Genomic DNA, 21,388 nt, shown 5'->3' with positions numbered 1-21,388 from the left:
GGGGCCGATGATTTGGGTTTCACGCCAGTGAGGTCTTGCGTTCCATCAAGAGGGCCTCATTCCTCACGGATCTGCCGCGAGAATGCCGGACAAGGTCAAAGCTCGTCCAGAAGAACTTGCCCATCATGCTCCACGTAAGGGTGGTAGGGGCCGGTGCCGCTGTTGTCCGCCAGCGAGGCCGGCACAAAACCGCCCGTCTTGACATCAAACACATGGACTTCTCCTTCCTCGATCACGTAGTGCCAGCCGTGCAGGCTGATCTGCCCTGACTGCACACGGCTGCGCACCATCGGGTACTCCATGAGGCGTTCGAGCTGCAGCACCACGGCGCGTTGCTCAGTGCGGCGCAGCACCTCGGGGCCCGCCTGCATGGGCAACAGGGCCTCGCGCCCCAGGTCCAGCCAGCGGTTCAGGTTGGGCGCTTCGGGCGAAACCTCACCATACATCGCCTTGATAGCCCCACAGTGACTGTGGCCGCACACCACGATGCGGCGCACCTGCAGGTTGAGCACTGCAAACTCAATGGCTGCCGTGGTGCCATGGTGGCCGTGAGATCCGTCATACGGCGGGATGAACGCACCCACGTTGCGCACCAGGAAAAGCTCCCCCGGGCCCGCGCCGGTCAACAGGTAGGGCACCAGGCGCGAGTCGGAACAGCCGATGAACAACGTGGTGGGGTGCTGCCCCTCGTCCACCAGCGTCTGGAACTGTTCGCGGTACTGGGGAAAGGCGTCGTCGTGAAAACGACGCAGGCGATCAAGCAGCTCGTCGGGCATGGTGCGATCAGATGGCGTGCAATGCGACTACTGTACAAGCGGAGAATCGGCCGCGTCCAGTGCCACGCCCTCCACCACGGCAGCGCCCGCCAGCAATTGCAGGTACTGCCTCAATGCGTTCACCCAGGCCTGCTGGCGCAGCGTGAGGGCGATGGCCTGGCGCACCTCTTCGAACGAAGGCTGCTGCCCCGGATCGCGCGCCACCACCTCCACCACATGCAGGCCAAACCGGCTGTGCACCAGGCGTGCCAGCACACCGATCTCGGCGCTGCCAAACACCTCGCGGGCGAACTCGGGGGCACAGTCGGCGCGGGTCAGCCAGCCCAGGTCGCCGCCTTGCTGGCCGCTGGGGCAGTTGGACCACTGCGCAGCCGCCTCGGCAAACTTGGCGCCACCATCGTCTGCACAGCGCAAGTCAATCAACATGGCCTCGGCACGCAGACGCAGTTGCTTCACATCCACGCCCGGCGTCACGGCAAAAAGCACGTGGCGCAGCTGGGCCCGCTCGCCCTGGGCGTGTGCCGCTGGGTGGGCGTCGTGGTAGCGGCGGCAGGCTTCTTCCGATGGGTCGGGGATGGGTAGCTCTCGCTCCAGCAGCTGCTCGATGGCGTTGGAGGCCTCGGTGCTGATAGCTCCCTCGACGCCGGGCACATCGTCTGCTGAAAGCAAACCCGCCTGCTGGGCCGCTTGGCGCAACAGTTCAGTGCAGGCACGCTGGCGCAAGGCTTCGTCATCCAGCCAGTCGGCCGTTGAATTCAATGCCACGCCGTTGATGCGCGCCACCGGGGCCAGCCCCGTGGGCTGAGGGGCCGCCATGGCGGGCGTGTCTGCCATGACAGTCGCCCCTACCGTGGCAGACAGCGCCTCGTAAGCGGCCGTTTGCTCGGGGGAAAGCACGCTTTGGGGGGCGCTCTGACTGGTTGCACTGGTGCTGCAACCGCAGCTACCGGTTCCACATCCGCTCATGGTGTGCTCCTTATGCGATACGAACTCAAACACCACGGCGGTCTTGCGACTGCGTGTGACCGGGTGGCAGGTTCAGGCGGCGCGCACGCACCACCTGGTAGGGGCGCAGCACATAGGCCAGCGTGCCAAAGCCGCTCCACACATGCACCAGGCGGGTGAACGGGAAGACCAGGAAGATCGTCATGCCCAGGAACATGTGGGCCTTAAAGATCCAACCCGCTTCGGCCAGCAGCTCGACGCCGCCGCTGCGGAAGGTCACCACGCGCTGACCCCACTCGGCCAGCTTCATCATCATGGAGCCGTCCAGATGCTGCGCCGACAGCGGAATGGTGGCCAAGCCCAGCGCCAGTTGCAGCCACAGCAGCACCAGGATCAGGATGTCGCTGGTCTTGGACGTGGCGCGGATGCGGTCATCCGACAGGCGCCGGTGCAGCAGGATGGACAGGCCAATGAAGCCCAGCACGCCCGCGATACCGCCCGTCACCATCGCCATGATCTGCTTGGCACCTGCAGTGATAAAGCCTTCGTACAGGAAGTGCGGCGTGAGCATGCCCACGGTATGGCCAAAGAACAGGAACAGCACACCGATATGGAACAGGTTGCTGCCCCAGCGCAGGCTGCCGGTGCGCAGCAGCTGCGACGAATCGCTTTTCCAGGTGTACTGGTCGCGGTCAAACCGCGCCCAGCTACCAATGAAAAAGACGGCCAGGCAAATGTAGGGATAGATGCCAAACAAGAGGGTGTCAAGCCAGGCGGTCATACGGAGACTCCTTCTGGTGCCCGCTCGGCGCGGGGAGTACGAACAAAATGCATGGGCTGCGGCTGGTCAGGCTTGGCCTGGCCCTGGGTGCTGCAACCGCCAAACGCTTCGGGCTCGGCCCAGACCTCGTCCATGGGCGGCTCGGGGGTGAGCGCCACCGACTGCACGCGCTGGCCCGACACTTCGAGCACCGCAGCAATCACGCTGGCATAGGGGCTGCTTCTTGCCACCAGCGCACTGAACAGCGCGTTCAGGATGTGGGCCATTTCGCCCAGGAACTCCTTGGCCACTTCGGGCGGCTGGGTGGAGGCGAACTCCAGCACCACCGGCAGGTGGTCGGGCAGCTCTTCGGCTTCAAACTTCAGACCTGCTTTGTCGTAGGTCTGCAGCAGATCGATGAGCGCAGGCCCCCGGTCGCGCGAGTCGCCATGCACATGCTCGAACAGGTGCAGCGAGGTCTGGCGGCCCCGGTCGAAGTTGTCCACGTAGCGGGCCTCGGCTTCCAGCGGATCGAGTGCAGCCAGGTGCTCGCACACTGCCTTCAGCTCATCCATGCGATCAGCCGTCAGGGCTTGCTCGGCCTGCAGCGCGTCGATCAGCTGCGGCATCACGCTGCGCAACTGCGCATCGGGGTAGCTCAGCAGGTAGCCCAGGGCGCGCAGGGTCAGGCGCAAAGAGGTCGGGTTCTTCTTGAACATGGTGATTCCTTCCTGTGTGCAATCAGACCGTGGCCTTGATCGGGATCGTGCGGGGCTTCTTGCCACCGAACATGCTGGTCTCGGTGGCGCCATCCGAGCACCCGTTGCCAAACGAGAAGCCGCAGCCGCCCCGGATGTCGAACGCGTTTTCGGCGTACTCGCGGTGGGCCGATGGGATGACGAAACGGTCCTCGTAATTGGCAATCGCCATCACGTGGTACATCTCCTCGACCTCGGCCATCGACAGGCCGGCCTGCTTGAGCACGGCCAGGTTCTGGCGCTGCTCCACGTGCTTGTCGCGCTGGTAGGTGCGCATGGCCAGCATGCGCTCCAGCGCCCGCACCACAGGGCCGGTATCGCCAGCGGTGAGCAGGTTGGCCAGGTACTGCACGGGGATGCGCAGCTGCGACACATCGGGGATATCGCCATTCACGCCCACATGGCCCGCGTTGGCAGCGGCCGTGATGGGCGAGAGCGGTGGCACATACCAGACCATGGGCAGCGTGCGGTACTCAGGGTGCAGCGGCAGGGCCACCTTCCACTGCACGGCCATCTTGTAGACGGGGCTGTTGCGCGCGGCGTCCATCCAGCTGTCCGGGATGCCGTCGATGCGGGCTTGCTTGATCACGTCCGGGTCGTTCGGGTCCAGGAAGATGTCGAGCTGCGCCTGGTACAGGTCGCGGTCGCGCTCCACGCTGGCAGCTTCCTGGATGCGGTCTGCGTCATACAGCAGCACACCCAGGTAGCGGATGCGGCCCACGCAGGTTTCCGAGCACACGGTGGGCTGGCCCGCTTCGATGCGGGGGTAGCAGAAGATGCACTTCTCGGCCTTGCCCGACTGCCAGTTGTAATAGATTTTCTTGTAAGGGCAACCGCTGACGCACATGCGCCAGCCACGGCATTTGTCCTGGTCGATCAGCACGATGCCGTCTTCCTCGCGCTTGTAGATCGAGCCCGAGGGGCACGATGCCACGCACGCCGGGTTCAGGCAGTGCTCGCACAGGCGCGGCAGGTACATCATGAAGGTGTTTTCGAACTGGCCGTAGATGTCCTTTTGCACATCGTCGAAGTTCTTGTCCTTGCTGCGCTTGCTGAACTCGCCGCCCAGGATTTCTTCCCAGTTCGGGCCCCACTCGATCTTCTCCATGCGTTTGCCGGTGATCAGGCTGCGCGGGCGGGCCGTGGGTGCGGCCTTCGTTTCAGGCGCCGACTGCAGGTGGTCGTAGTCGAACGTGAAGGGCTCGTAGTAGTCGTCGATCTGGGGCAGGTTGGGGTTGGCGAAGATGCGCATGAGCAGCTTCCACTTGCCGCCCTGACGGGGGGCGATGGAGCCGTCAGGGTTGCGCACCCAGCCGCCGTTCCACTTGTCCTGGTTTTCCCACTCCTTGGGATAGCCGATGCCGGGCTTGGTTTCGACGTTGTTGAACCAGGCGTATTCCACCCCGGGGCGGCTGGTCCAGACGTTCTTGCAGGTGACGGAACAGGTGTGGCAACCAATGCACTTGTCCAGGTTCAGCACCATGCCGATTTGTGCGCGAATTTTCATCGTGTTTCTCCTTGTCTTCGGCTTCAGGCGTGGGCTGCCGTGCTGGACACGGGCTCGTCGTCGAGCCAGTCCACGCGGTCCATCTTGCGCACCAGCACGAACTCGTCGCGGTTGGTACCAATGGTTCCGTAGTAGTTGAAGCCGTAGCTCAACTGCGCATAGCCGCCAATCATGTGGGTGGGCTTGAGCACAATGCGCGTGACCGAGTTGTGGATGCCGCCGCGCGTGCCGGTGATCTCGGAGCCGGGGGTGTTGATGATCTTCTCTTGCGAGTGGTACATCATCACCATGCCGGGGTTTACACGCTGGCTCACCACCGCACGGGCTGCAATGGCACCGTTGGCATTGAAGAGTTCGACCCAGTCGTTGTCCACGATGCCAGCGACCTTCGCGTCGTCCTCGCTCAGCCACACCACCGAGCCACCCCGGTTGAGCGTGAGCATCATCAGGTTGTCGCTGTACGTGCTGTGGATGCCCCACTTCTGGTGCGGCGTGATGAAATTCAGCGCGATCTCGCGGTTGCCGTTGGGCTTCTTGCCTTCCACTTCTTCCAGCGTCTTGAGGTGCACCGGTGGGCGGTAGCTCACAAAGCCTTCGCCAAAGTCACGCATCCACGGGTGGTCTTGGTAGAACTGCTGGCGGCCCGTGAGGGTGCGCCATGGGATGTACTCGTGCACGTTGGTGTAGCCGGCGTTGTAGCTGACCTTTTCGCTTTCCAGACCGGACCAGGTGGGCGAGCTGATGATCTTGCGCGGCTGCGCCTGGATATCGCGGAAGCGGATCTTCTCGTCTTCGCGGTGCAGCGCGAGGTGCACGTGGTCGCGCCCAGTCTGCTTGCCCAGGGCTTCCCAGGCCTTGCAGGCCACGTGGCCGTTGGTTTCGGGCGCCAGCATCATCACCACTTCGGTGGCGTCGATGTCGGTCACGATGCGGGGCATGCCCTGCGTCACGCCCTCTTCCTTCACGCGGCCGTTCAGGTCGCCCAGTTGGCCGACTTCGGTCTGCGTGTTCCAGCCGATGCCCTTGCCGCCGTTGCCTGCCTTGTCCATCAATGGGCCTAGGGCGGTGAAGCGCTTGTAGAGGTTGGGGTAATCGCGCTCGACAACGGTGACCTGCGGCGCCGTCTTGCCGGGGATCAGTTCGCACTCGCCCCGCTTCCAGTCACGCACGCCGTAGGGCTGGGCCATTTCACCCGCCGTGTCGTGCATGATGGGCGTGAGCACCACGTCCTTTTCCACGCCCAGGTGGCCCACGCTGACCTCGCTCACGGCCTTGGCGAAGCCCTTGTAGATCTCCCAGTCGCTCTTGGCCTGCCAGGCAGGGTCCACTGCGGTGGACAGCGGGTGGATGAAGGGGTGCATGTCGCTGGTGTTGAGGTCGTTCTTCTCATACCAGGTGGCCGTGGGCAGCACGATGTCCGAATACAGGCAGGTCGTGCTCATGCGGAAGTCGAGCGTGACCAGCAGGTCCAGCTTGCCTTCGGGTGCGTTGGTGTGCCACTGCACTTCCTCGGGCTTGGCTTCGTCCTTGCCCAGATCCTTGCCCTGCACGCCGTGGGTGGTGCCCAGCAGGTGCTTGAGGAAGTATTCATGCCCCTTGCCCGACGAGCCCAGGATGTTGGAGCGCCACACGAACATGTTGCGCGGCCAGTTGGACGGATGGTCCGGGTCCTCGCAGCTCATCGTGAGCGTACCGTCCTTCAGAGACTTGACGACGTAATCCTTCGCGTCCATACCCGCTGCAGCGGCATCCTTGGCCACCTGCATGGGGTTGGTCTTGAGCTGGGGCGCTGATGGCAGCCAGCCCATGCGCTCGGCGCGCACGTTGTAGTCGATCTGCGCGCCGTGGTAGGCCTTCTTGTCAGCCAGGGGCGAGAGGATTTCCTCCATGCCCAGTTTCTCGTAGCGCCACTGGTCGGTGTGGGCGTAGAAGAAGCTGGTGCTGTTCATCTGGCGCGGTGGGCGGATCCAGTCCAGCGCAAAGGCCAGCGCCGTCCAGCCCGTCTGTGGGCGCAGCTTTTCCTGGCCCACATAGTGCGCCCAGCCGCCACCGCTTTGGCCAATACAGCCGCACAGCATCAGCATGTTGATGATGCCCCGGTAGTTCATGTCACTGTGGTACCAGTGGTTCATGGCCGCGCCGATGATCACCATGGACTTGCCATGCGTCTTGTCGGCGTTGTCGGCAAACTGGCGCGCCACGGTGATGATCTGCTCGCGCGGCACGCCGGTGATGGCCTCTTGCCAGGCAGGGGTGTAGGGGCGGTCGGCGTCGTAACCGCCACCGGGCTCTTCGCCCGGTAGGCCTCGGTCAATGCCGTAGTTGCCCGCCAGCAGGTCGAACACGGTGGCCACCATCACGCGGCCCTGGGCTTCGTGACCGGCCAGCTCCAGGTGGGACACCGGCACGCGGCGCACCATCACGTCGCCACCTTGTTCGTTGGCCGTGAAGTTGGGCGTTGCCACGCCGCCAAAGTACGGGAAGGCGACATCGGCAATGTCGTGGGCCTGCTCGCCATCTTCGATCACCGACAGCTTGAGCTTGACGGTGTTGCCGGTGCGTGCTTCCTTGTTCTCCAGGTTCCACAGGCCCTGGTCGGGGCGGCCGTCCGCCCCCCAGCGAAAGCCGATGGAACCATTGGGCAGCGTGACCTGGCCCAGCTCGTCGTAGCCCACGGTTTTCCAGTCGGGGTTGTTGGACTGGTCGAGCTGGCCGGGGAAGTCGCTGGCGCGCACATAGCGGTCGGGCACCATCACCGTGCGGCCATCGGGCAGTGTCTTTTCCTTGAGCACCACCAGCAATGGCAGATCGGTGTAGCGGCGCGCGTAGTCGTCAAAGTAGGTGCTGCGGCCCTTGCCCCCGTCCTTGAAGTAGAACTCCTTGAGGATCACGTGCCCCATGGCCATGGCCACGGCGGCATCCGTCCCCTGCTTGGGGTGCATCCACAAATCGCCGAGCTTGGCCACTTCGGAATAGTCGGGCGTGATGGACACGACCTTGGTGCCCTTGTAGCGCACCTCGGTCAGAAAGTGGGCGTCGGGCGTGCGCGTCTGGGGCACGTTGGAGCCCCAGGCAATGATGAACGAGCTGTTGTACCAGTCGGCCGACTCGGGCACGTCGGTCTGCTCGCCCCACACCTGCGGGCTGCTGGGGGGCAGATCGCAGTACCAGTCGTAGAAGCTCATGCACACGCCGCCGATCAGGCTCAGGTAGCGCGAACCCGCTGCGTACGAAATCATCGACATCGCCGGGATGGGCGAGAAGCCGATGATGCGGTCAGGGCCGTGTTTCTTGATGGTGTACACGTTGGCGGCGGCAATCATCTGGTTGACTTCTTCCCAGGTGCTGCGCACAAAGCCGCCCAGGCCGCGCTGCTTTTGCCATTCGCGCTTGGAGGCGTCGTTCTCGACGATGCTGGCCCAGGCGTCCACAGGGCTCTTGGCCAGGGCGATGGCGGCGCGCCAGTGCTTGAGCAGGCGGCCACGCACCATGGGGTACTTCACGCGGTTGGCGCTGTACAGGTACCAGCTGTAGCTGGCGCCGCGTGCGCAGCCACGGGGCTCATGGTTGGGCAGATCAGGGCGGGTGCGGGGGTAGTCGGTTTGCTGGGTTTCCCAGGTCACGATGCCGCCCTTGACGTAGATCTTCCACGAACAGGAGCCCGTGCAGTTCACGCCGTGGGTGCTGCGCACGATCTTGTCGTGCGCCCAGCGGTCGCGGTAGGCGTCTTCCCAGGTGCGGTCTTCACCGTTGGTTTCGCCATGGCCTTGGGCAAAGGTCTCGCGGGGCTGCGAGAAGTACGAAAGGCGATCGAGGAAATGGCTCATCGAAGGGCTCCTTTTCTGATTTCTGTTCTGGGGTTGACTAGCAAGGCATCTCGGCGTGCTTGCGTGCGTAGGTCCACCAGGTGATCACGATGCAAACGAGATAGAAGGCGAAGAACGTCCACAGTGCAGCGTGGGGGCTGCCGGTCAGCGCGATGGAGCTGCCATAGCTCTTGGGGATAAAGAACCCGCCGTAGGCGGCCATGGCGGCGGTGAAGCCCAGCGTCGCCGCGCCCAGGGTATTGCCCTCCTTGTTGGCGCTGGCCACAGCGGCGGCGTTGTGCTTGTCCACGCCGCGCATGGCTTCGGTCAGGAAGATCACGGGGATCATGCGGAAGGTCGAGCCGTTGCCGATGCCGGTGGTGAGGAACAGCACCAGGAAGCACACGAAGAAACCTGCAAACTGGCCTTCGTTGCCGCCAGGGCCACCGGAGGGCAGGAAGAACGTCACACCCATCACGGCCACGGCCATGACGATGAAATTCCACAGCGTGACACGCGCACCACCGAGCTTGTCGGCCAGCCAACCACCAAAGGGGCGGATCACGGCGCCCACCAGCGGGCCCAGCCAGGCGTAGGCCAGCGGATTCACGCCAGGGAACTGGCTCTTGATGAGCAGCGGAAAGCCCGCTGCATAGCCGATGAACGAGCCGAAGGTGCCGAGGTACAACACGCACATCAGCCAGTTGTGCTTGCGCTTGAAGATGGCGGCCTGCGCGGCAAAGGAAGCCTTGGCATCGGCGATGTCGTTCATGCCGAACCACGCGGCCAGCGCCGTCAGCGCAATCCATGGCACCCAGATGAAAGCGGCGTTCTGCGTCCACACCTGCACGGTCTGGCCGTTCTTGACGATGGTCTGGCCTTCGCCACCAAAGATGCCGAAGATGCCGGCCGTGACGACCAGCGGGCTCAGAAATTGCACCACCGACACCCCCAGGTTGCCCAGGCCCGCGTTCACACCCAGGGCCGAGCCCTTGCGCTCCTTCGGAAAGAAGAAGCTGATGTTGGCCATGCTGGAGCTGAAGTTGCCGCCGCCCAGGCCGCACAGCAGCGCCAGGATGAGCATGGTGGGATAGGTCGTGGTGTTGTCCTGCACCGCAAAGCCGATGCCAATCGCAGGGATCAGCAAGCTGGCAGTGGAGATCGCCGTCCAGCGGCGTCCACCCACCAGCGGCACCATGAACGAATAGAAGATACGCAGCGTGGCGCCGCTGAGCGCGGGCGCTGCGGCCAGCCAGAACAGCTGGTTGGTCGAATACTTGAATCCGAGGCCCGGCAGGCTCACGGCGACCACGCTCCACACCTGCCAGATGGCAAAGGCCAGGAACAGCGCGGGCACCGAGATCCACAGGTTGAGCTTGGCGATGGCTTCGCCTTCGCGCTCCCAGAACGATTTGTCCTCAGGAGCCCAGAGGGTGAGCAGACGCCCCTGGCGCCTACTGGCGGGTGTGGCAGACATGGTGTTTCCTTGGAAAGTGAAAGTTCAGCGGCCAGCCGCAGCAGCCGGTGCTGCCTGCGTGGCCATCAGATCGGTGCGACGCACTTCGGTGAAGTACATCCAGATGAGCGAGACCCACACCACGCCATACATCAGCATGAAAGCGCTGGAGCGGATGCCGGTGAGGTCCATCAGCGCGCCGAACAGGATGGGCAGGATGAAGCCGCCCATGCCACCGGCCAGGCCCACGATGCCGCTGATGGCACCGATGTTCTGGGGGTAGTCGTCGCTGATGTACTTGAAGACACTGGCCTTGCCAAAGGCCCAGGCAATGCCCAGCAGAAACATGAGGCCCGTGAACAGGTACACATTCAGGCCGATGTGAAAGGTCTTGGGGCCGTTGACGGTGACGATGGTGAAGTCGGTCTGCGGATAGCTCAGCAAAAACAGGCAGATCCAGCTCACCCACATCACCCACCAGGTCACGCTGTGGGCGCCGTACTTGTCAGACAGCATGCCGCCGATGGCGCGCAGCACACCGCCGGGCAGCGAGAAGCACGCGGCCAGCAGTGCCGCCACGCGGATGTCCAGGCCAAATTCGCCCACATAGTACTGCACCATCCACAGCGACAGCGCCACATAGCCGCCAAACACAATGCTGTAGTACTGGCAGTACTTGAGGACCTTGGGGTCCTTCAGCGCCTTGAGCTGGTCGGTGAACTTGACGTTGCTGGGCACCAGGTGGGCCGGGTCGCTGTAGCTGAACAACCAGAACAGCACCAGCGTGCCGAGCATGATGGCCGCATACACCTGCGGCACCATGGTCCAGCCAAACGCCACCAGCAACACCGGGGCCACGAACTTGTTCACCGCCGCGCCCGAGTTGCCCGCGCCATACACACCCATGGCCGTGCCCTGGCGGTGCTTGGGGAACCAGCGCGCCACATAGGGCGTACCCACCGAGAACGAGCCCCCCGCCAAGCCCACAAACAGGCCGATGGTGAGGAAGTGCCAGTATTCCGTGGCGTAGCCCATCAGCCAGATGGCGGGCACGGTGGTGGCCATCACGGCGGCCATCACGATGCGGCCGCCGAACTTGTCGGTCCAGATGCCCAACGGCACCCGCACCAGCGAGCCCGTGAGCACAGGCATGGACATGAGCAACCCGAACTGCGTGGAGTTCAGGTTGAGCATCTTCTTGATAGGGATGCCGATGACGCCGAACATCATCCACACCATGAAACAGACCGTGAAGGCGAAGGTGCTGACGATCAGCACCGACCAAGCCTGGCGGGTGCGCTGTGGGCTGTCGCCCGGGGGCAAAGGGGTATGTGCCATTGCGCGGTTCCTCTTCTTCTCTCTGTGGTTGGCGGTATCGTCCCGCTTTGGGCACGCACTGCCTATCCTTCGCAAGGACACCCGGGGCGCGGCAGAAGGACTAGTCCGGGCCTACGCCACCGCACCGACTCATCGTCCGAAAGAACTATGGATGGATGACCAGGCAGGCGCGTGCAGCTGCGGGCCGGTTCGTGAGAGGAAATGCAGGATAGGGTCGGCGCACCAAGGGCCATGGGAGCAATGCTGCAGCGGCGACGGGCTGTGCACAGCAAAATTTCAGTACAAACCGCTGGTAGCGCTTGATAGGAAAGCGCCAATAGCTATTAAAATTATAGCAAACACCACGCGCAAGCGACCGCACGGCCGTGCGCGCAGCGAGCCCGCTACTCCGCGCGCTGCCGGTCTGAGGCGTAGACCGCCGCCTGCACGCGCGAACTCAGGCCCAGCTTGCGCAGGATGTGCTGCACATGGATCTTGACCGTGGTCTCGGCGATGTCGAGTGTGCGCGCGATTTCCTTGTTGCTGGCACCGCGCGCGATCTCGCGCAGCACGTCTTCCTCACGCGGGGACAGGGGCGCGGCGCCGTTGTTGGCAGCCTCGGGCGGCTGCGTGGACGCACCCGCCCCGGCAGGCCCGGCTGGGGCGATGAGCGCTGCCGCTTCGGCCACCCCTTGCGACTGGAACGCGGCCACCAGTTTGCCCATGAGTTCGGGGCTCACCACGGGCTCGCCCCGGGCCGCGCGGCGGATGGCCTGGGCCAAAAGATCGCCGTCGATGGTCTTGAGCAGGTAGCCTTGCGCGCCGTTGCGCAGTGCGGCGGCCAGGTCCTGCCCGTCTTCGCTGACGGTGAGCATGAGCACGCGCGAGGAGGGCGAGACTTCGCGCAGGCCCCGGATGGCGTCCACGCCCATCACGCCGGGCAGGTGGTTGTCCAGCAGGATCACCTGGGGCAACAGCTCCGGCGCCAGGCGCAGGGCCTCGGCGGCATCGCCCGCCTCACCCACCACCAGCAGGCCCGCGTCCTGCCCCAACAGTGCAATCAGCCCCCGGCGGAAGAGCGTGTGGTCGTCCACCACCAGCAGCGTCACAGGCGGCTCTGCGGGGGGTTGGGGGCCCGCACCGGCGGGGGGACCCAAGGGGATGGCGGTGGTAGGGGTCATGCGGTGGTGGCCACCCGGCCTGCGGCCACGGCGGGTGTGAGTTCTTCGCCAGAAGCCGCGCCTTGGGGGGCTATGGCCGCTGCGGACGGAGGTGCAGACTGGGAGGGCATGGTGGTGGCAGCGGTCACCGTGGGCAGCTCGATGCACACGCGCGTGCCCTGGCCCGGGGTGGATTCAACCTGCAGCACGGCACCCACGCGGTGGGCGCGCTCGCGCATGATGCCAAGGCCCACATGCAGCGAATCGGGTGGCACGGTGGCCACGTCGAAGCCCTTGCCGTTGTCCTGCACCTCAAAGCGCCAGCGCGGATGCCGGTGCACGAGCAGGTCCACCCGCGTGGCGCCCGAATGCTTGCGCACGTTCGACAACGCTTCCTGCACCATGTGCAGCACCTGGATCTGCAGGTCGGGCGCCAGCGGCAGGCCATGGCCCACCATGCCCAGCGTGGTGGCCATGCCGGTCTGGTGCTCGAACTTGGACAACGTGGCGCGCAGGGCCGATTCAATATCCTCATCGCTGGTGCGGGTGCGAAAGTGCACAAGCAGCTCACGCACGTCGGAATAACACTCGCGCACGCCGACATCCAGCTCGCTGATGCTGCGGTCGCGTTTGGCCTCGTCGCCACGGTTCACGGCGTCGCGCAGCAGCTGCGTCTGGATCTTGAGGAAGGCCAGCGACTGGGCGATGGAGTCGTGCAGCTCGCGCGCCAGCATGCTGCGCTCTTCGGCCACGGCGGCTTCGCGCTCCAGGGCCGTGGCGCGCAGGCCTTCCATGGCGCTGGCCAGGTGGCGCGTCATGGCTTCGAGCAAATCGCGCAGTTCATCGGTCAGCTCAATGGGCGAACGGAAGAACAGGTCCACCTCACCCAGCAAGCGCTGCTGCATCTGCACCGGAATGGTCACCATGGTTTCATAACCCGCCTCGCGGCAATGTGGCAAGACGACAGTGGTTGATGGCGTGATGGGAATCACCCGCGTGCGCGCCTGGGCCTGCGGCTGGCCGCAGAGGCAACTGCCGGTGTGCAAGCAATGCTCGCCCTCGGCCATGGTGCGCGGCAGGCCGTCACCGGCCAGCAGCACATAACGTTCATTGGCCTCGTTGGACCAGCGCACCGCCGCAGCATCGGCCCCGGCCACGCGGCGGATCTGCTGCACAAAGCCCTGAGCCAGCAGCTCCAGGCTGCCGGCCGTGGAGGCCAGCGCGCTGACTTCGTAGAGCGCGGCCAGGCGCTGGTTCTGCACGGCGATGCTGGCGGTCTTCTGGCGCACCTTGTGCTCCAGTTCGTCGTGTGATGCCTGCAAGGCGTGCGCCATGAGGTTGAAGCCCGCCGACAGCTGGCCAAATTCGTCATCCGTTTCCACCGGCAGGCGGGTGCCGAGCTCGCCCTGGCGCAGCCGGGCCTGGGCCTGCTGCAGGCGCGCCACGGGGTTGATGACCAGCAGATAGCTTGCGGCCATGAAGGTCACGGCGGCAACAATGGCCAGCGCCATCATGAACAGCTGGAACAGGTGCAGCGCCGCCGTCCAGCCTGCAATCTGGATCTCGATGGCATCCACAAAACCATCGACCTGCTGCACAAACGCATCGGCTTGCGCCAAGATCTGCGCGCGATCGGGGGGCAATGGGGTCACCCAGCCGCTGCGCGCCTGGGCCCACTGGGTGCGGATGGATTCAAAGCGGTCGCGGGTCTCATCGCTCCAGGGCACAAACAGCGGGCGTGAGGGGTCGCCCGTGCGCAGCAGGTCCAGGCTGGCGTCGAACAGGCGGGCACGCTCCTGCACCGCCTCGGCGGGCTCGGTCTGCAGTACCAGCACCATGCGCAGCATGTTCATGCGCAGGCGGCCGGCCTCGTTGACTGCGGCGGCGCCGCCTTCGAGCTTCCAGGTTACCCACAGCGTGAGGCTGATGGAGGCCAGCGCCACCAGCAAAAAACCCGCGCCCATGGCCAGGAGCTTGGTGGACAGGGTGGGCTTGGTGCGCATGCAGGGCAGTGTAGGCACCGAGCTTGCGCCGACTCTTGACCTGGGTCAAGTCTCACCCGCGTAGCATGGCGCCATGCAACGACCACCCGACCCCCACCTCTGTGCCCGCCTGCTGCTGGCCGGAGCCCTGATAGCCACGGGAGCACTGACTGGCTGTGCCAGCACGGGCACCACGCCCCCCAGCACCCCACTCGCCGCGTGGCCCGACCGCCTGCAGGCTCTGCTCCCCACTGATGTGCTGTTGCTCGGCGAACAGCACGATGCGCCCGACCACCAGCGCCTGCAGCGCGAGACCGTGTTGTGGCTGGCCGCAAAAGGCCAGTTGGCGGCCGTGGTGATGGAGATGGCCGAGAGCGGCCACAGCACGCAGGCCCTGCCGCGCGACGCCACCGACGCCCAGGCCCAGGCCGCCCTGCAATGGAACGACGCCGCCTGGCCGTGGAAGGCCTATGGCCCCGTGGTGATGGCCGCCGTGGCCGCTGGCGTGCCGGTGCTGGGTGGCAACCTGCCGCGCGCCCAGATGCGCGCCGCGATGGGCGAGGCCCGCTGGGACCAGCACCTGCCCGCCCCCGCACTGGCACAGCAACACCAGGCGCTGCGCGAGGGCCACTGCGGCCTGCTGCCGGAATCGCAAATTGCCCCCATGGCCCGCATCCAGATCGCCCGCGACGCGAGCATGGCGCGCACCGCCCAGCAGGCCCTGCGCCCCGGGCAGACGGTGCTGCTGGTGGCCGGGGGCGGCCATGTGCTGCGCAGCCTGGGAGTGCCCACCCACTGGCCAGCCGGTTTGGTGTCAAAAGTGGCCCTGGCGCAATCTGGGCAATCACAAACAGCTATCAAAAATGGAGCAAACAAACCAGGCGACGCGGAAGCGGTGATTGAAACCCCTGCCCTGCCACCCCGCGATGCCTGTGCAGAACTGCGCGAGAAGTGGCGCCCGGCGCGCCCAGCACCGTGACCTACGGTGCCACAGTCACGGGCTGTGCCCGCAGCAGCGCTGCGAAGTCATCGGCGGGCACGGGCCGACTGCACAGGTAGCCCTGGTACGCATCACAGCCCCGCTCTCGCAAGAAGGCCAACTGGCCGTCGGTCTCCACCCCCTCGGCCAGCACCGACAGCCCCATGCTGTGCCCCATGGCGATGATGGCGGCGCTGATGGCCATGTCGTCCTCGCTTTGCGGAATGTCGCGGATGAAACCCTGGTCGATCTTGAGCACGTCAATCGGAAAGCGCTTGAGCTGCGCGAGCGACGAATACCCTGTGCCAAAGTCATCCACCGCAATGCGCAGGCCCAGCGCGCGCAGACGCATCAGCACCTGGCGCGCCTCTTCGGTGCGCTCGGCCAGGGCGGTTTCGGTGATCTCCAGCTCCAGCAGCTCGGGCGGAAAGCCCGAATCGGCCAGCGCGCCCGACGCGCAACCGGCCAGGTCCGTCAGGTGGAACTGGCGCGGCGACACGTTCACGGCGAGCGTGAGGTCGGGCAGGCCTGCCTGGCGCCAGGCCTGGCCCTGGCGGCAAACCTCGCGCAGTACCCATTCGCCCAGCGGGCCGATGACGCCCGAGGTTTCGGCCACAGGGATAAAGCGCGCGGGCGAGATCAGGCCCTCCACCGGGTCGTTCCAGCGCACCAGCGCCTCGGCGCCCTGGATGCGGCCGGTGGCAATGTCCACCTGCGGCTGGTAGTACATCTGCAGGTGGCCCTGCGCCAGCGCCAGGCGCAGGCGCGACTCCAGCGCCAGCCGCTCGCGCGCGGCCTGGGTCATCGCCTCGTGGAAGAAGCACCACGCCCCCCGGCCCCGTGCCTTGGCGCCATAGACCGCCGCATGGGCGCCCTGCAGTAGCAGTTCGGTGGTGTTCGCGTGCTCGGGGAACATGCAGATGCCCACGCTGACACCCGCCACCACTTCAAAGCCATCGGGCGAACGCCAGGGCTCGGCCACGGCTGTGATCAGGTGCCGCGCCACGGCAGCGGCACCGTCGGCATGGCGCAGGTGGCGCGCCACCACGGCCAGCTCGTCGCCCGCCAGCCGCCCCATCACGTCGCCCGGCCGTAAGGCTGACTGCACCTGCCGCGCGATGTGCTTGAGCACCTCGTCACCGGTGGCATGGCCGTAGCTGTCGTTCACGTCCTTGAAACGGTCGAGGTTGAGCAGCAGCACAGCGATGTGCTCGCCACTGGCTCGCGCCTCCAGCACAGCCTGCTCCAGCTGGTGGCCGAACCACGCGCGGTTGGAAAGCCCCGTGAGCGCATCGTTGTGCGCCAGGAACTCCAGCCGCTGCTGTTGCACCTTTTCTTCAGAAATGTCGGTGAACATGCACACGTAGTGCGTGATCTGGCCGGCGGGGTCGCGCACGGCCGACAGCGACATGTGCTCCGGAAACACCTCACCGTTCTTGCGGCGGTTCCAGATCTCGCCCTGCCAATGGCCCGTCTGGCGCAATGTGCCCCACATGGCGTCGTAAAACGCCTTGTCGTGCCGGCCCGACTTGAAGACGCGCGGCGTCTGGCCCAGCAGTTCCTCCTCGGTATAGCCCAGCAGGCGGGTGACGGCGGCGTTGGCCGACAGGATGCGGCTTTGCGCATCGGTCACCACCACGCCCTCGATGGTGTTGTCCACCACCGTGGCGGCCAGCCGCTGGCGGGCCTCGCTGTTCTTGAGTGCGGCGCGGGCGGCCTTGATCTCGTCCAGGTCCTGCACCACGCAGACCAGGTGGGCGGGCTCGGCATCGGCCTCGGGGACCAGCGTTACCGTGCACAGCACGGCCACCTTGCGCCCATCGCCCGGTCGCAGGCATTCGCGTTCGCCCACGTAGTGGTCGATCTCGCCCGCCAGCAGGCGCGACAACTGGGCCGCCGCCCAGTCACGGTCGGCCGCCAGCATCACGTCGCGAAAGTTCAGGGTACACACCCGCGCCAGCGGCGCACCGAGCAGATCACACAGGCGGTTGTTGGCCCACAGGAACCGCCCGTCTGGCGCCACACGCGCAATGCCAGCGGGCACGTGGCGCACGATCTGCGACAACTCCCTGGCCATGGCCACGCGCACCTTTTCGGCGCGGCGCATGCTGCGCAGCATGCACCAGGCCAGGCCACTGGTCAGCAGCACATAGCCCCAGCCCTTCCAGGTCTGAAAGCGCGTGAGCAGCACCGGGTCGCTCACCCACCGGGCCAGCAGCGCGTCGCCCACAAACACCCAGGCCACCCCCAGCACCAGGTACAGCAGCATTCCCCGCCAGGGGACAATACGCGACGCATCGCCCGGATTGGTCATTGATTTCCCTGTTCGACAAGCGCTCAGGCCATGCTGCGACAATCGCACCGCTATGACCAACGCCTACATCCTTACCCTGTCCTGCCCCGACCGCCTGGGGCTGGTGCATGCCGTTTCGGGCTTTTTGCTGGAGCACAGCGGCAACATCGAAGAAGCCGCGCAGTACAACGACCACGCCACCGGCCTGTTCTTCATGCGCGTTCAGTTTGCCTGCGACCAGCACGATCACGCAACGCTCAAGGCCCGCCTGGCCACGTTTGCAGAACCCTACAACATGCATTGGCGCCTGCACGCAACAGCTGCGCCCATGAAAACCGTGCTCATGGTCAGCAAGGAGGGCCACTGCCTCAACGACCTGCTGTTCCGCTGGAAGAGTGGCCTGCTGCCCATCGACATCCGCGCCATCATCAGCAACCACCGCGACTTCTACCAGCTGGCGGCCAGCTACAACGTGCCGTTCCACCATATCCCGCTGACGGGCAGCATCAAAGCCCAGGCCGAAGCCAAGCAGCTTGAGATTATCGAGGGCGAAGGGGCCGAGTTGGTGGTATTGGCCCGTTACATGCAGATACTTTCTCTTGACCTATGTCAAAAGTTGGCCGGTCGGGCCATCAACATCCACCACAGCTTCCTGCCCAGCTTCAAGGGCGCCAAGCCCTATTACCAGGCGCATGACCGGGGCGTGAAGCTGATCGGCGCCACGGCCCACTATGTGACGGCCGACCTGGACGAAGGCCCGATCATCGAGCAGGACGTGGCCCGCGCCGACCACACCGACACCGTGGAAGACCTCACGGCCCGGGGCCGCGACACCGAAAGCCAGGTGCTGGCCCGCGCCGTGAAGTGGCACAGCGAGCACCGCGTGCTGCTCAACGGCCACAAGACCGTCGTCTTCCGCTAACCCGTTCTGCCCCATGGCCACGGCAGCCCCGTCCTCCTCCTTCCTCAGCAGCGCAGCCCGGCGCATTCCGCCCATCCAGTGCCTGCTGACGTTTGAGGCTCTGGCCCGCCTGCGCAGCGTGACGCAGACGGCTGACGAGCTTTGCGTGACGCCCAGCGCGGTCAGCCACCGCGTCAAGCAGCTGGAGCAGATCCTGGGCGTGCGGCTGTTTGGCCGGGCCGATTTTTCGCTCACCACCGAGGGCAGCGCCTACCTGGCCCACGTGCGCGAGGGTCTGGGTGCGCTGCAGCGGTTCCCCGGCCAGGCGGCCGCGCCCGGGCGCCGGCGGCTCAAGCTGGCAGTCACCCCCACGTTTGCGCGCACCATCCTCATCCCCCGCCTGCGCCAGTTCACCGAGGCCTACCCCGAGATCGACCTGGCCCTGCAGGTGTCCATCCCGCTGCTGGACGTGGTGGCCGAGGATGCAGACCTGATGGTGCGCTTTGGCCCCGGCCACTATGCCGACGTGGAGCATGTGGAATTGGCCCGCGACGTGGTCACGCCCCTGGCCTCGCCCGCGTTCGTGCGCGAGCACGGGCCCTTTGACCGCCCCGAAGACCTGGAGGGCGTGCCCCTGCTGCGCAGCCCGCTGGAGCCCTGGCGCACCTGGTTTGCCGCCACGGGCCTCGACTGGGCCGAGCCCAGCGAGGGCTCGCAGTTCAACGACATCGGCCTGATGTGTGACGGCGCTGCCGCCGGCATGGGCGTGGCACTGGTGCGCCTCAAACTCGGCGCACCGTGGCTGGAGAACGGCACGCTGGTGCGCCTGTTTGACACCGACACTGCCAGCCCCCACGCCCACTACCTGTGCTGGCGCACCGGCACCATGGACCGGTGGGAATGCGCGGCGTTTGCCGAGTGGCTGCGCAAAACCATGGCGTAGTCGAGGCATTCCCCTGAGTCGCCTTTGGCGCCTTCCCCGTTCTCTCGGCTGCGCCGGAAGGGGGACGCAGCCCTCGCTGCAGGGCGGCCCTTGCTCGGCTGCCCTCACCCGAGCCGCGCCCTCCTCCACCAAATTCAGGAAAAAATCAGCCCCAGCGCTTGTCCATCAAGCGCTAGAAGCTATCAATTAGTGAGCGACTCGGTGTTTTTCACAAACACCTGCAGAAAACCTCACACCCCGCCCGTCCCCATCCCCTACAGTGGCTGCCATGATCACCGCCACTTCTTCCGCCCCGCTCCCAACACCCGCCGAACGCGCCGCGCGCCAGGCCGAGGTTGTCCAGGCCCTGGGCCGCGTGCTGCCCGCCCACGCACTGCTCTGGCACAACGAGGACACCACGCCCTACGAATGCGACGGCCTCACCGCCTACCGCCAGCGCCCGCTGGTGGTGTGCCTGCCCGAAACGTATGACGAGGTGCAGGCAGTGCTGCAGGTGTGTCACCGGCTGCAGGTGCCGGTGGTGGCGCGCGGTGCGGGCACGGGCCTGTCGGGCGGCGCCATGCCGCACGCCCTGGGCGTGACGATGTCGCTGGCCAAGTTCAACCGCATCCTCGACATCAACCCCGAAAGCCGCACGGCCGTGGTGCAGTGTGGCGTGCGCAACCTGGCGATCAGCGAGGCGGCGGCACCCTACAACCTCTACTACGCCCCCGACCCCAGCAGCCAGATCGCCTGCACCATCGGCGGCAACGTGGCCGAGAACTCGGGCGGCGTGCACTGCCTGAAATACGGCCTGACGGTGCACAACGTGCTCAAGGTGAAGGGCTTCACGGTGGAAGGCGAACCGGTGGAGTTCGGCAGCGAGGCACTCGACGCCCCCGGCTACGACCTGCTGGCCGCCGTGATCGGCAGCGAGGGCATGCTGGCCGTGACCACCGAAGTGACGGTCAAGCTCATCCCCAAGCCCCAGCTGGCGCGCTGCATCATGGCCAGCTTTGACGACGTGCGCAAAGCGGGCGACGCGGTGGCCGCGGTCATCGCGGCCGGCATCATCCCCGCCGGGCTGGAGATGATGGACAAGCCCATGACCGCCGCCGTCGAAGACTTTGTGCACGCGGGCTACGACCTGACTGCGGAAGCCATCCTGCTGTGCGAGAGCGACGGCACACCCGAAGAGGTAGAGGAAGAAATTGGCCGCATGAGCGACGTGCTGCGCGCTGCAGGCGCCACCGCCATTTCGGTCAGCAACGACGAAGCCGAGCGCCTGCGCTTCTGGAGCGGTCGCAAGAACGCCTTCCCCGCCAGCGGCCGCATCAGCCCCGACTACATGTGCATGGACTCCACCATCCCGCGCAAGCGCCTGGCCGACATCCTGCTGGCCATCCAGGAGATGGAAAAGAAATACCAGCTGCGCTGTGCCAACGTGTTCCACGCGGGCGACGGCAACCTGCACCCGCTGATCCTCTTCGATGCGAACGACGCCGACCAGTTGCACCGCTGCGAACTGTTTGGCGCGGAGATTCTGGAAACCAGCGTGGCCATGGGCGGCACCGTGACGGGTGAACATGGTGTGGGTGTGGAGAAACTCAACAGCATGTGCGTGCAGTTTTCTGCGGAGGAGAGCGCGCAGATGTTCGGGCTCAAGCATGCGTTTGACCCGGCGGGGTTGCTGAACCCGGGGAAGGTGATCCCGACGCTGAACCGGTGTGCGGAGTACGGGAAGATGCTGGTGCGCGGAGGGGCGATCAAGCATCCGGATTTGCCGAGGTTTTGAAGGGTGGCCGCCTTTGGCTCAGAGAAAGTGC

The 21,388-nt window shown here is 65.6% G+C and carries 15 protein-coding genes; 4 read left to right on the top strand and 11 right to left on the bottom strand.

Annotated features, from left to right (window positions below):
* Nucleotides 1–95: 95 nt before the first annotated feature.
* The 10 genes from C8C94_RS20860 to C8C94_RS20815 form a co-directional block, all read right to left on the bottom strand.
* A complete protein-coding gene (locus tag C8C94_RS20860; protein WP_121422054.1) occupies nt 96–776 on the bottom strand; it encodes a carbonic anhydrase in 681 nt (226 codons plus the stop codon).
* 27 nt (nt 777–803) lie between these two features.
* Nucleotides 804–1,610, bottom strand: a complete 807-nt coding sequence (locus C8C94_RS20855) for a peptidylprolyl isomerase (RefSeq protein ID WP_121422053.1) — start codon at nt 1,608–1,610, stop codon at nt 804–806.
* Between the two features lie 157 nt (nt 1,611–1,767).
* A complete protein-coding gene (gene narI / locus C8C94_RS20850) occupies nt 1,768–2,502 on the bottom strand; it encodes a respiratory nitrate reductase subunit gamma (RefSeq protein ID WP_055398430.1) in 735 nt (244 codons plus the stop codon).
* A complete protein-coding gene (gene narJ, locus C8C94_RS20845; RefSeq protein WP_121422052.1) occupies nt 2,499–3,200 on the bottom strand; it encodes a nitrate reductase molybdenum cofactor assembly chaperone in 702 nt (233 codons plus the stop codon). The genes narI and narJ overlap by 4 nt, the downstream gene beginning before the upstream one ends.
* 22 nt (nt 3,201–3,222) lie before the next feature.
* Nucleotides 3,223–4,746, bottom strand: coding sequence for a nitrate reductase subunit beta (gene narH / locus C8C94_RS20840; RefSeq protein ID WP_121422051.1), 1,524 nt, complete (start codon nt 4,744–4,746; stop codon nt 3,223–3,225).
* Nucleotides 4,747–4,769: 23 nt separating this feature from the next.
* Complete coding sequence (locus tag C8C94_RS20835) at nt 4,770–8,573, bottom strand: nitrate reductase subunit alpha (protein ID WP_121422050.1); 3,804 nt, start codon at nt 8,571–8,573, stop codon at nt 4,770–4,772.
* Between the two features lie 37 nt (nt 8,574–8,610).
* A complete protein-coding gene (locus C8C94_RS20830) occupies nt 8,611–10,029 on the bottom strand; it encodes an MFS transporter (protein ID WP_121422049.1) in 1,419 nt (472 codons plus the stop codon).
* Nucleotides 10,030–10,053: 24 nt separating this feature from the next.
* Complete coding sequence (locus C8C94_RS20825) at nt 10,054–11,346, bottom strand: nitrate/nitrite transporter (protein WP_055398425.1); 1,293 nt, start codon at nt 11,344–11,346, stop codon at nt 10,054–10,056.
* 383 nt (nt 11,347–11,729) lie between these two features.
* Entirely contained in the window at nt 11,730–12,506 is a 777-nt protein-coding gene (locus tag C8C94_RS20820) for a response regulator (protein WP_233573532.1), read from the bottom strand.
* Nucleotides 12,503–14,488 (bottom strand): type IV pili methyl-accepting chemotaxis transducer N-terminal domain-containing protein, encoded by a 1,986-nt coding sequence (locus C8C94_RS20815; RefSeq protein ID WP_121422048.1) that lies wholly within the window; start codon nt 14,486–14,488, stop codon nt 12,503–12,505. Before C8C94_RS20815 ends, C8C94_RS20820 begins: the two co-directional genes overlap by 4 nt.
* A gap of 73 nt (nt 14,489–14,561) precedes the next feature.
* Between C8C94_RS20815 and C8C94_RS20810 the strand changes: the two genes are divergently transcribed.
* The gene (locus C8C94_RS20810) at nt 14,562–15,446 is read left to right on the top strand and encodes a ChaN family lipoprotein (RefSeq protein WP_121422047.1); all 885 of its coding nucleotides are present in this window, start codon (nt 14,562–14,564) and stop codon (nt 15,444–15,446) included.
* 1 nt (nt 15,447) lies between these two features.
* Here C8C94_RS20810 and C8C94_RS20805 read toward each other — a convergent pair whose 3' ends face one another.
* Complete coding sequence (locus C8C94_RS20805) at nt 15,448–17,760, bottom strand: bifunctional diguanylate cyclase/phosphodiesterase (protein ID WP_199731312.1); 2,313 nt, start codon at nt 17,758–17,760, stop codon at nt 15,448–15,450.
* 52 nt (nt 17,761–17,812) lie between these two features.
* On the opposite strand from C8C94_RS20805, the gene purU reads away from it, so the two are divergent.
* The 3 genes from purU (at nt 17,813) to C8C94_RS20790 (ending at nt 21,357) form a co-directional block, all read left to right on the top strand.
* Nucleotides 17,813–18,661, top strand: a complete 849-nt coding sequence (gene purU, locus C8C94_RS20800) for a formyltetrahydrofolate deformylase (RefSeq protein WP_121422046.1) — start codon at nt 17,813–17,815, stop codon at nt 18,659–18,661.
* 13 nt (nt 18,662–18,674) lie between these two features.
* Complete coding sequence (locus tag C8C94_RS20795; protein WP_055398416.1) at nt 18,675–19,583, top strand: LysR substrate-binding domain-containing protein; 909 nt, start codon at nt 18,675–18,677, stop codon at nt 19,581–19,583.
* A 268-nt stretch (nt 19,584–19,851) separates the two neighbouring features.
* Entirely contained in the window at nt 19,852–21,357 is a 1,506-nt protein-coding gene (locus tag C8C94_RS20790; RefSeq protein ID WP_121422045.1) for an FAD-linked oxidase C-terminal domain-containing protein, read from the top strand.
* The last annotated feature ends 31 nt before the right edge of the window (nt 21,358–21,388 follow it).

Origin of the sequence: Acidovorax sp. 94 (assembly GCF_003634645.1) — a bacterium.
Lineage (GTDB): Bacteria > Pseudomonadota > Gammaproteobacteria > Burkholderiales > Burkholderiaceae_C > Acidovorax > Acidovorax facilis.
Note: the sequence above shows the minus strand (reverse complement) of the source record. Positions and strands in the feature narration are given on the sequence as shown.

Excerpts from the sequence above, each read along its gene's own strand:
- C8C94_RS20815 (WP_121422048.1), bottom strand. The coding sequence starts at position 14,488 with ATGCGCACCAAGCCCACCCTGTCCACCAAGCTCCTGGCCATGGGCGCG.
- C8C94_RS20860 (WP_121422054.1), bottom strand. The coding sequence starts at position 776 with ATGCCCGACGAGCTGCTTGATCGCCTGCGTCGTTTTCACGACGACGCC.
- C8C94_RS20790 (WP_121422045.1), top strand. The coding sequence starts at position 19,852 with ATGATCACCGCCACTTCTTCCGCCCCGCTCCCAACACCCGCCGAACGC.
- narI (WP_055398430.1), bottom strand. The coding sequence starts at position 2,502 with ATGACCGCCTGGCTTGACACCCTCTTGTTTGGCATCTATCCCTACATT.
- narH (WP_121422051.1), bottom strand. The coding sequence starts at position 4,746 with ATGAAAATTCGCGCACAAATCGGCATGGTGCTGAACCTGGACAAGTGC.
- C8C94_RS20810 (WP_121422047.1), top strand. The coding sequence starts at position 14,562 with ATGCAACGACCACCCGACCCCCACCTCTGTGCCCGCCTGCTGCTGGCC.
- C8C94_RS20820 (WP_233573532.1), bottom strand. The coding sequence starts at position 12,506 with ATGACCCCTACCACCGCCATCCCCTTGGGTCCCCCCGCCGGTGCGGGC.
- C8C94_RS20855 (WP_121422053.1), bottom strand. The coding sequence starts at position 1,610 with ATGGCAGACACGCCCGCCATGGCGGCCCCTCAGCCCACGGGGCTGGCC.
- purU (WP_121422046.1), top strand. The coding sequence starts at position 17,813 with ATGACCAACGCCTACATCCTTACCCTGTCCTGCCCCGACCGCCTGGGG.
- C8C94_RS20825 (WP_055398425.1), bottom strand. The coding sequence starts at position 11,346 with ATGGCACATACCCCTTTGCCCCCGGGCGACAGCCCACAGCGCACCCGC.
- C8C94_RS20805 (WP_199731312.1), bottom strand. The coding sequence starts at position 17,760 with ATGACCAATCCGGGCGATGCGTCGCGTATTGTCCCCTGGCGGGGAATG.
- narJ (WP_121422052.1), bottom strand. The coding sequence starts at position 3,200 with ATGTTCAAGAAGAACCCGACCTCTTTGCGCCTGACCCTGCGCGCCCTG.
- C8C94_RS20795 (WP_055398416.1), top strand. The coding sequence starts at position 18,675 with ATGGCCACGGCAGCCCCGTCCTCCTCCTTCCTCAGCAGCGCAGCCCGG.
- C8C94_RS20830 (WP_121422049.1), bottom strand. The coding sequence starts at position 10,029 with ATGTCTGCCACACCCGCCAGTAGGCGCCAGGGGCGTCTGCTCACCCTC.
- C8C94_RS20835 (WP_121422050.1), bottom strand. The coding sequence starts at position 8,573 with ATGAGCCATTTCCTCGATCGCCTTTCGTACTTCTCGCAGCCCCGCGAG.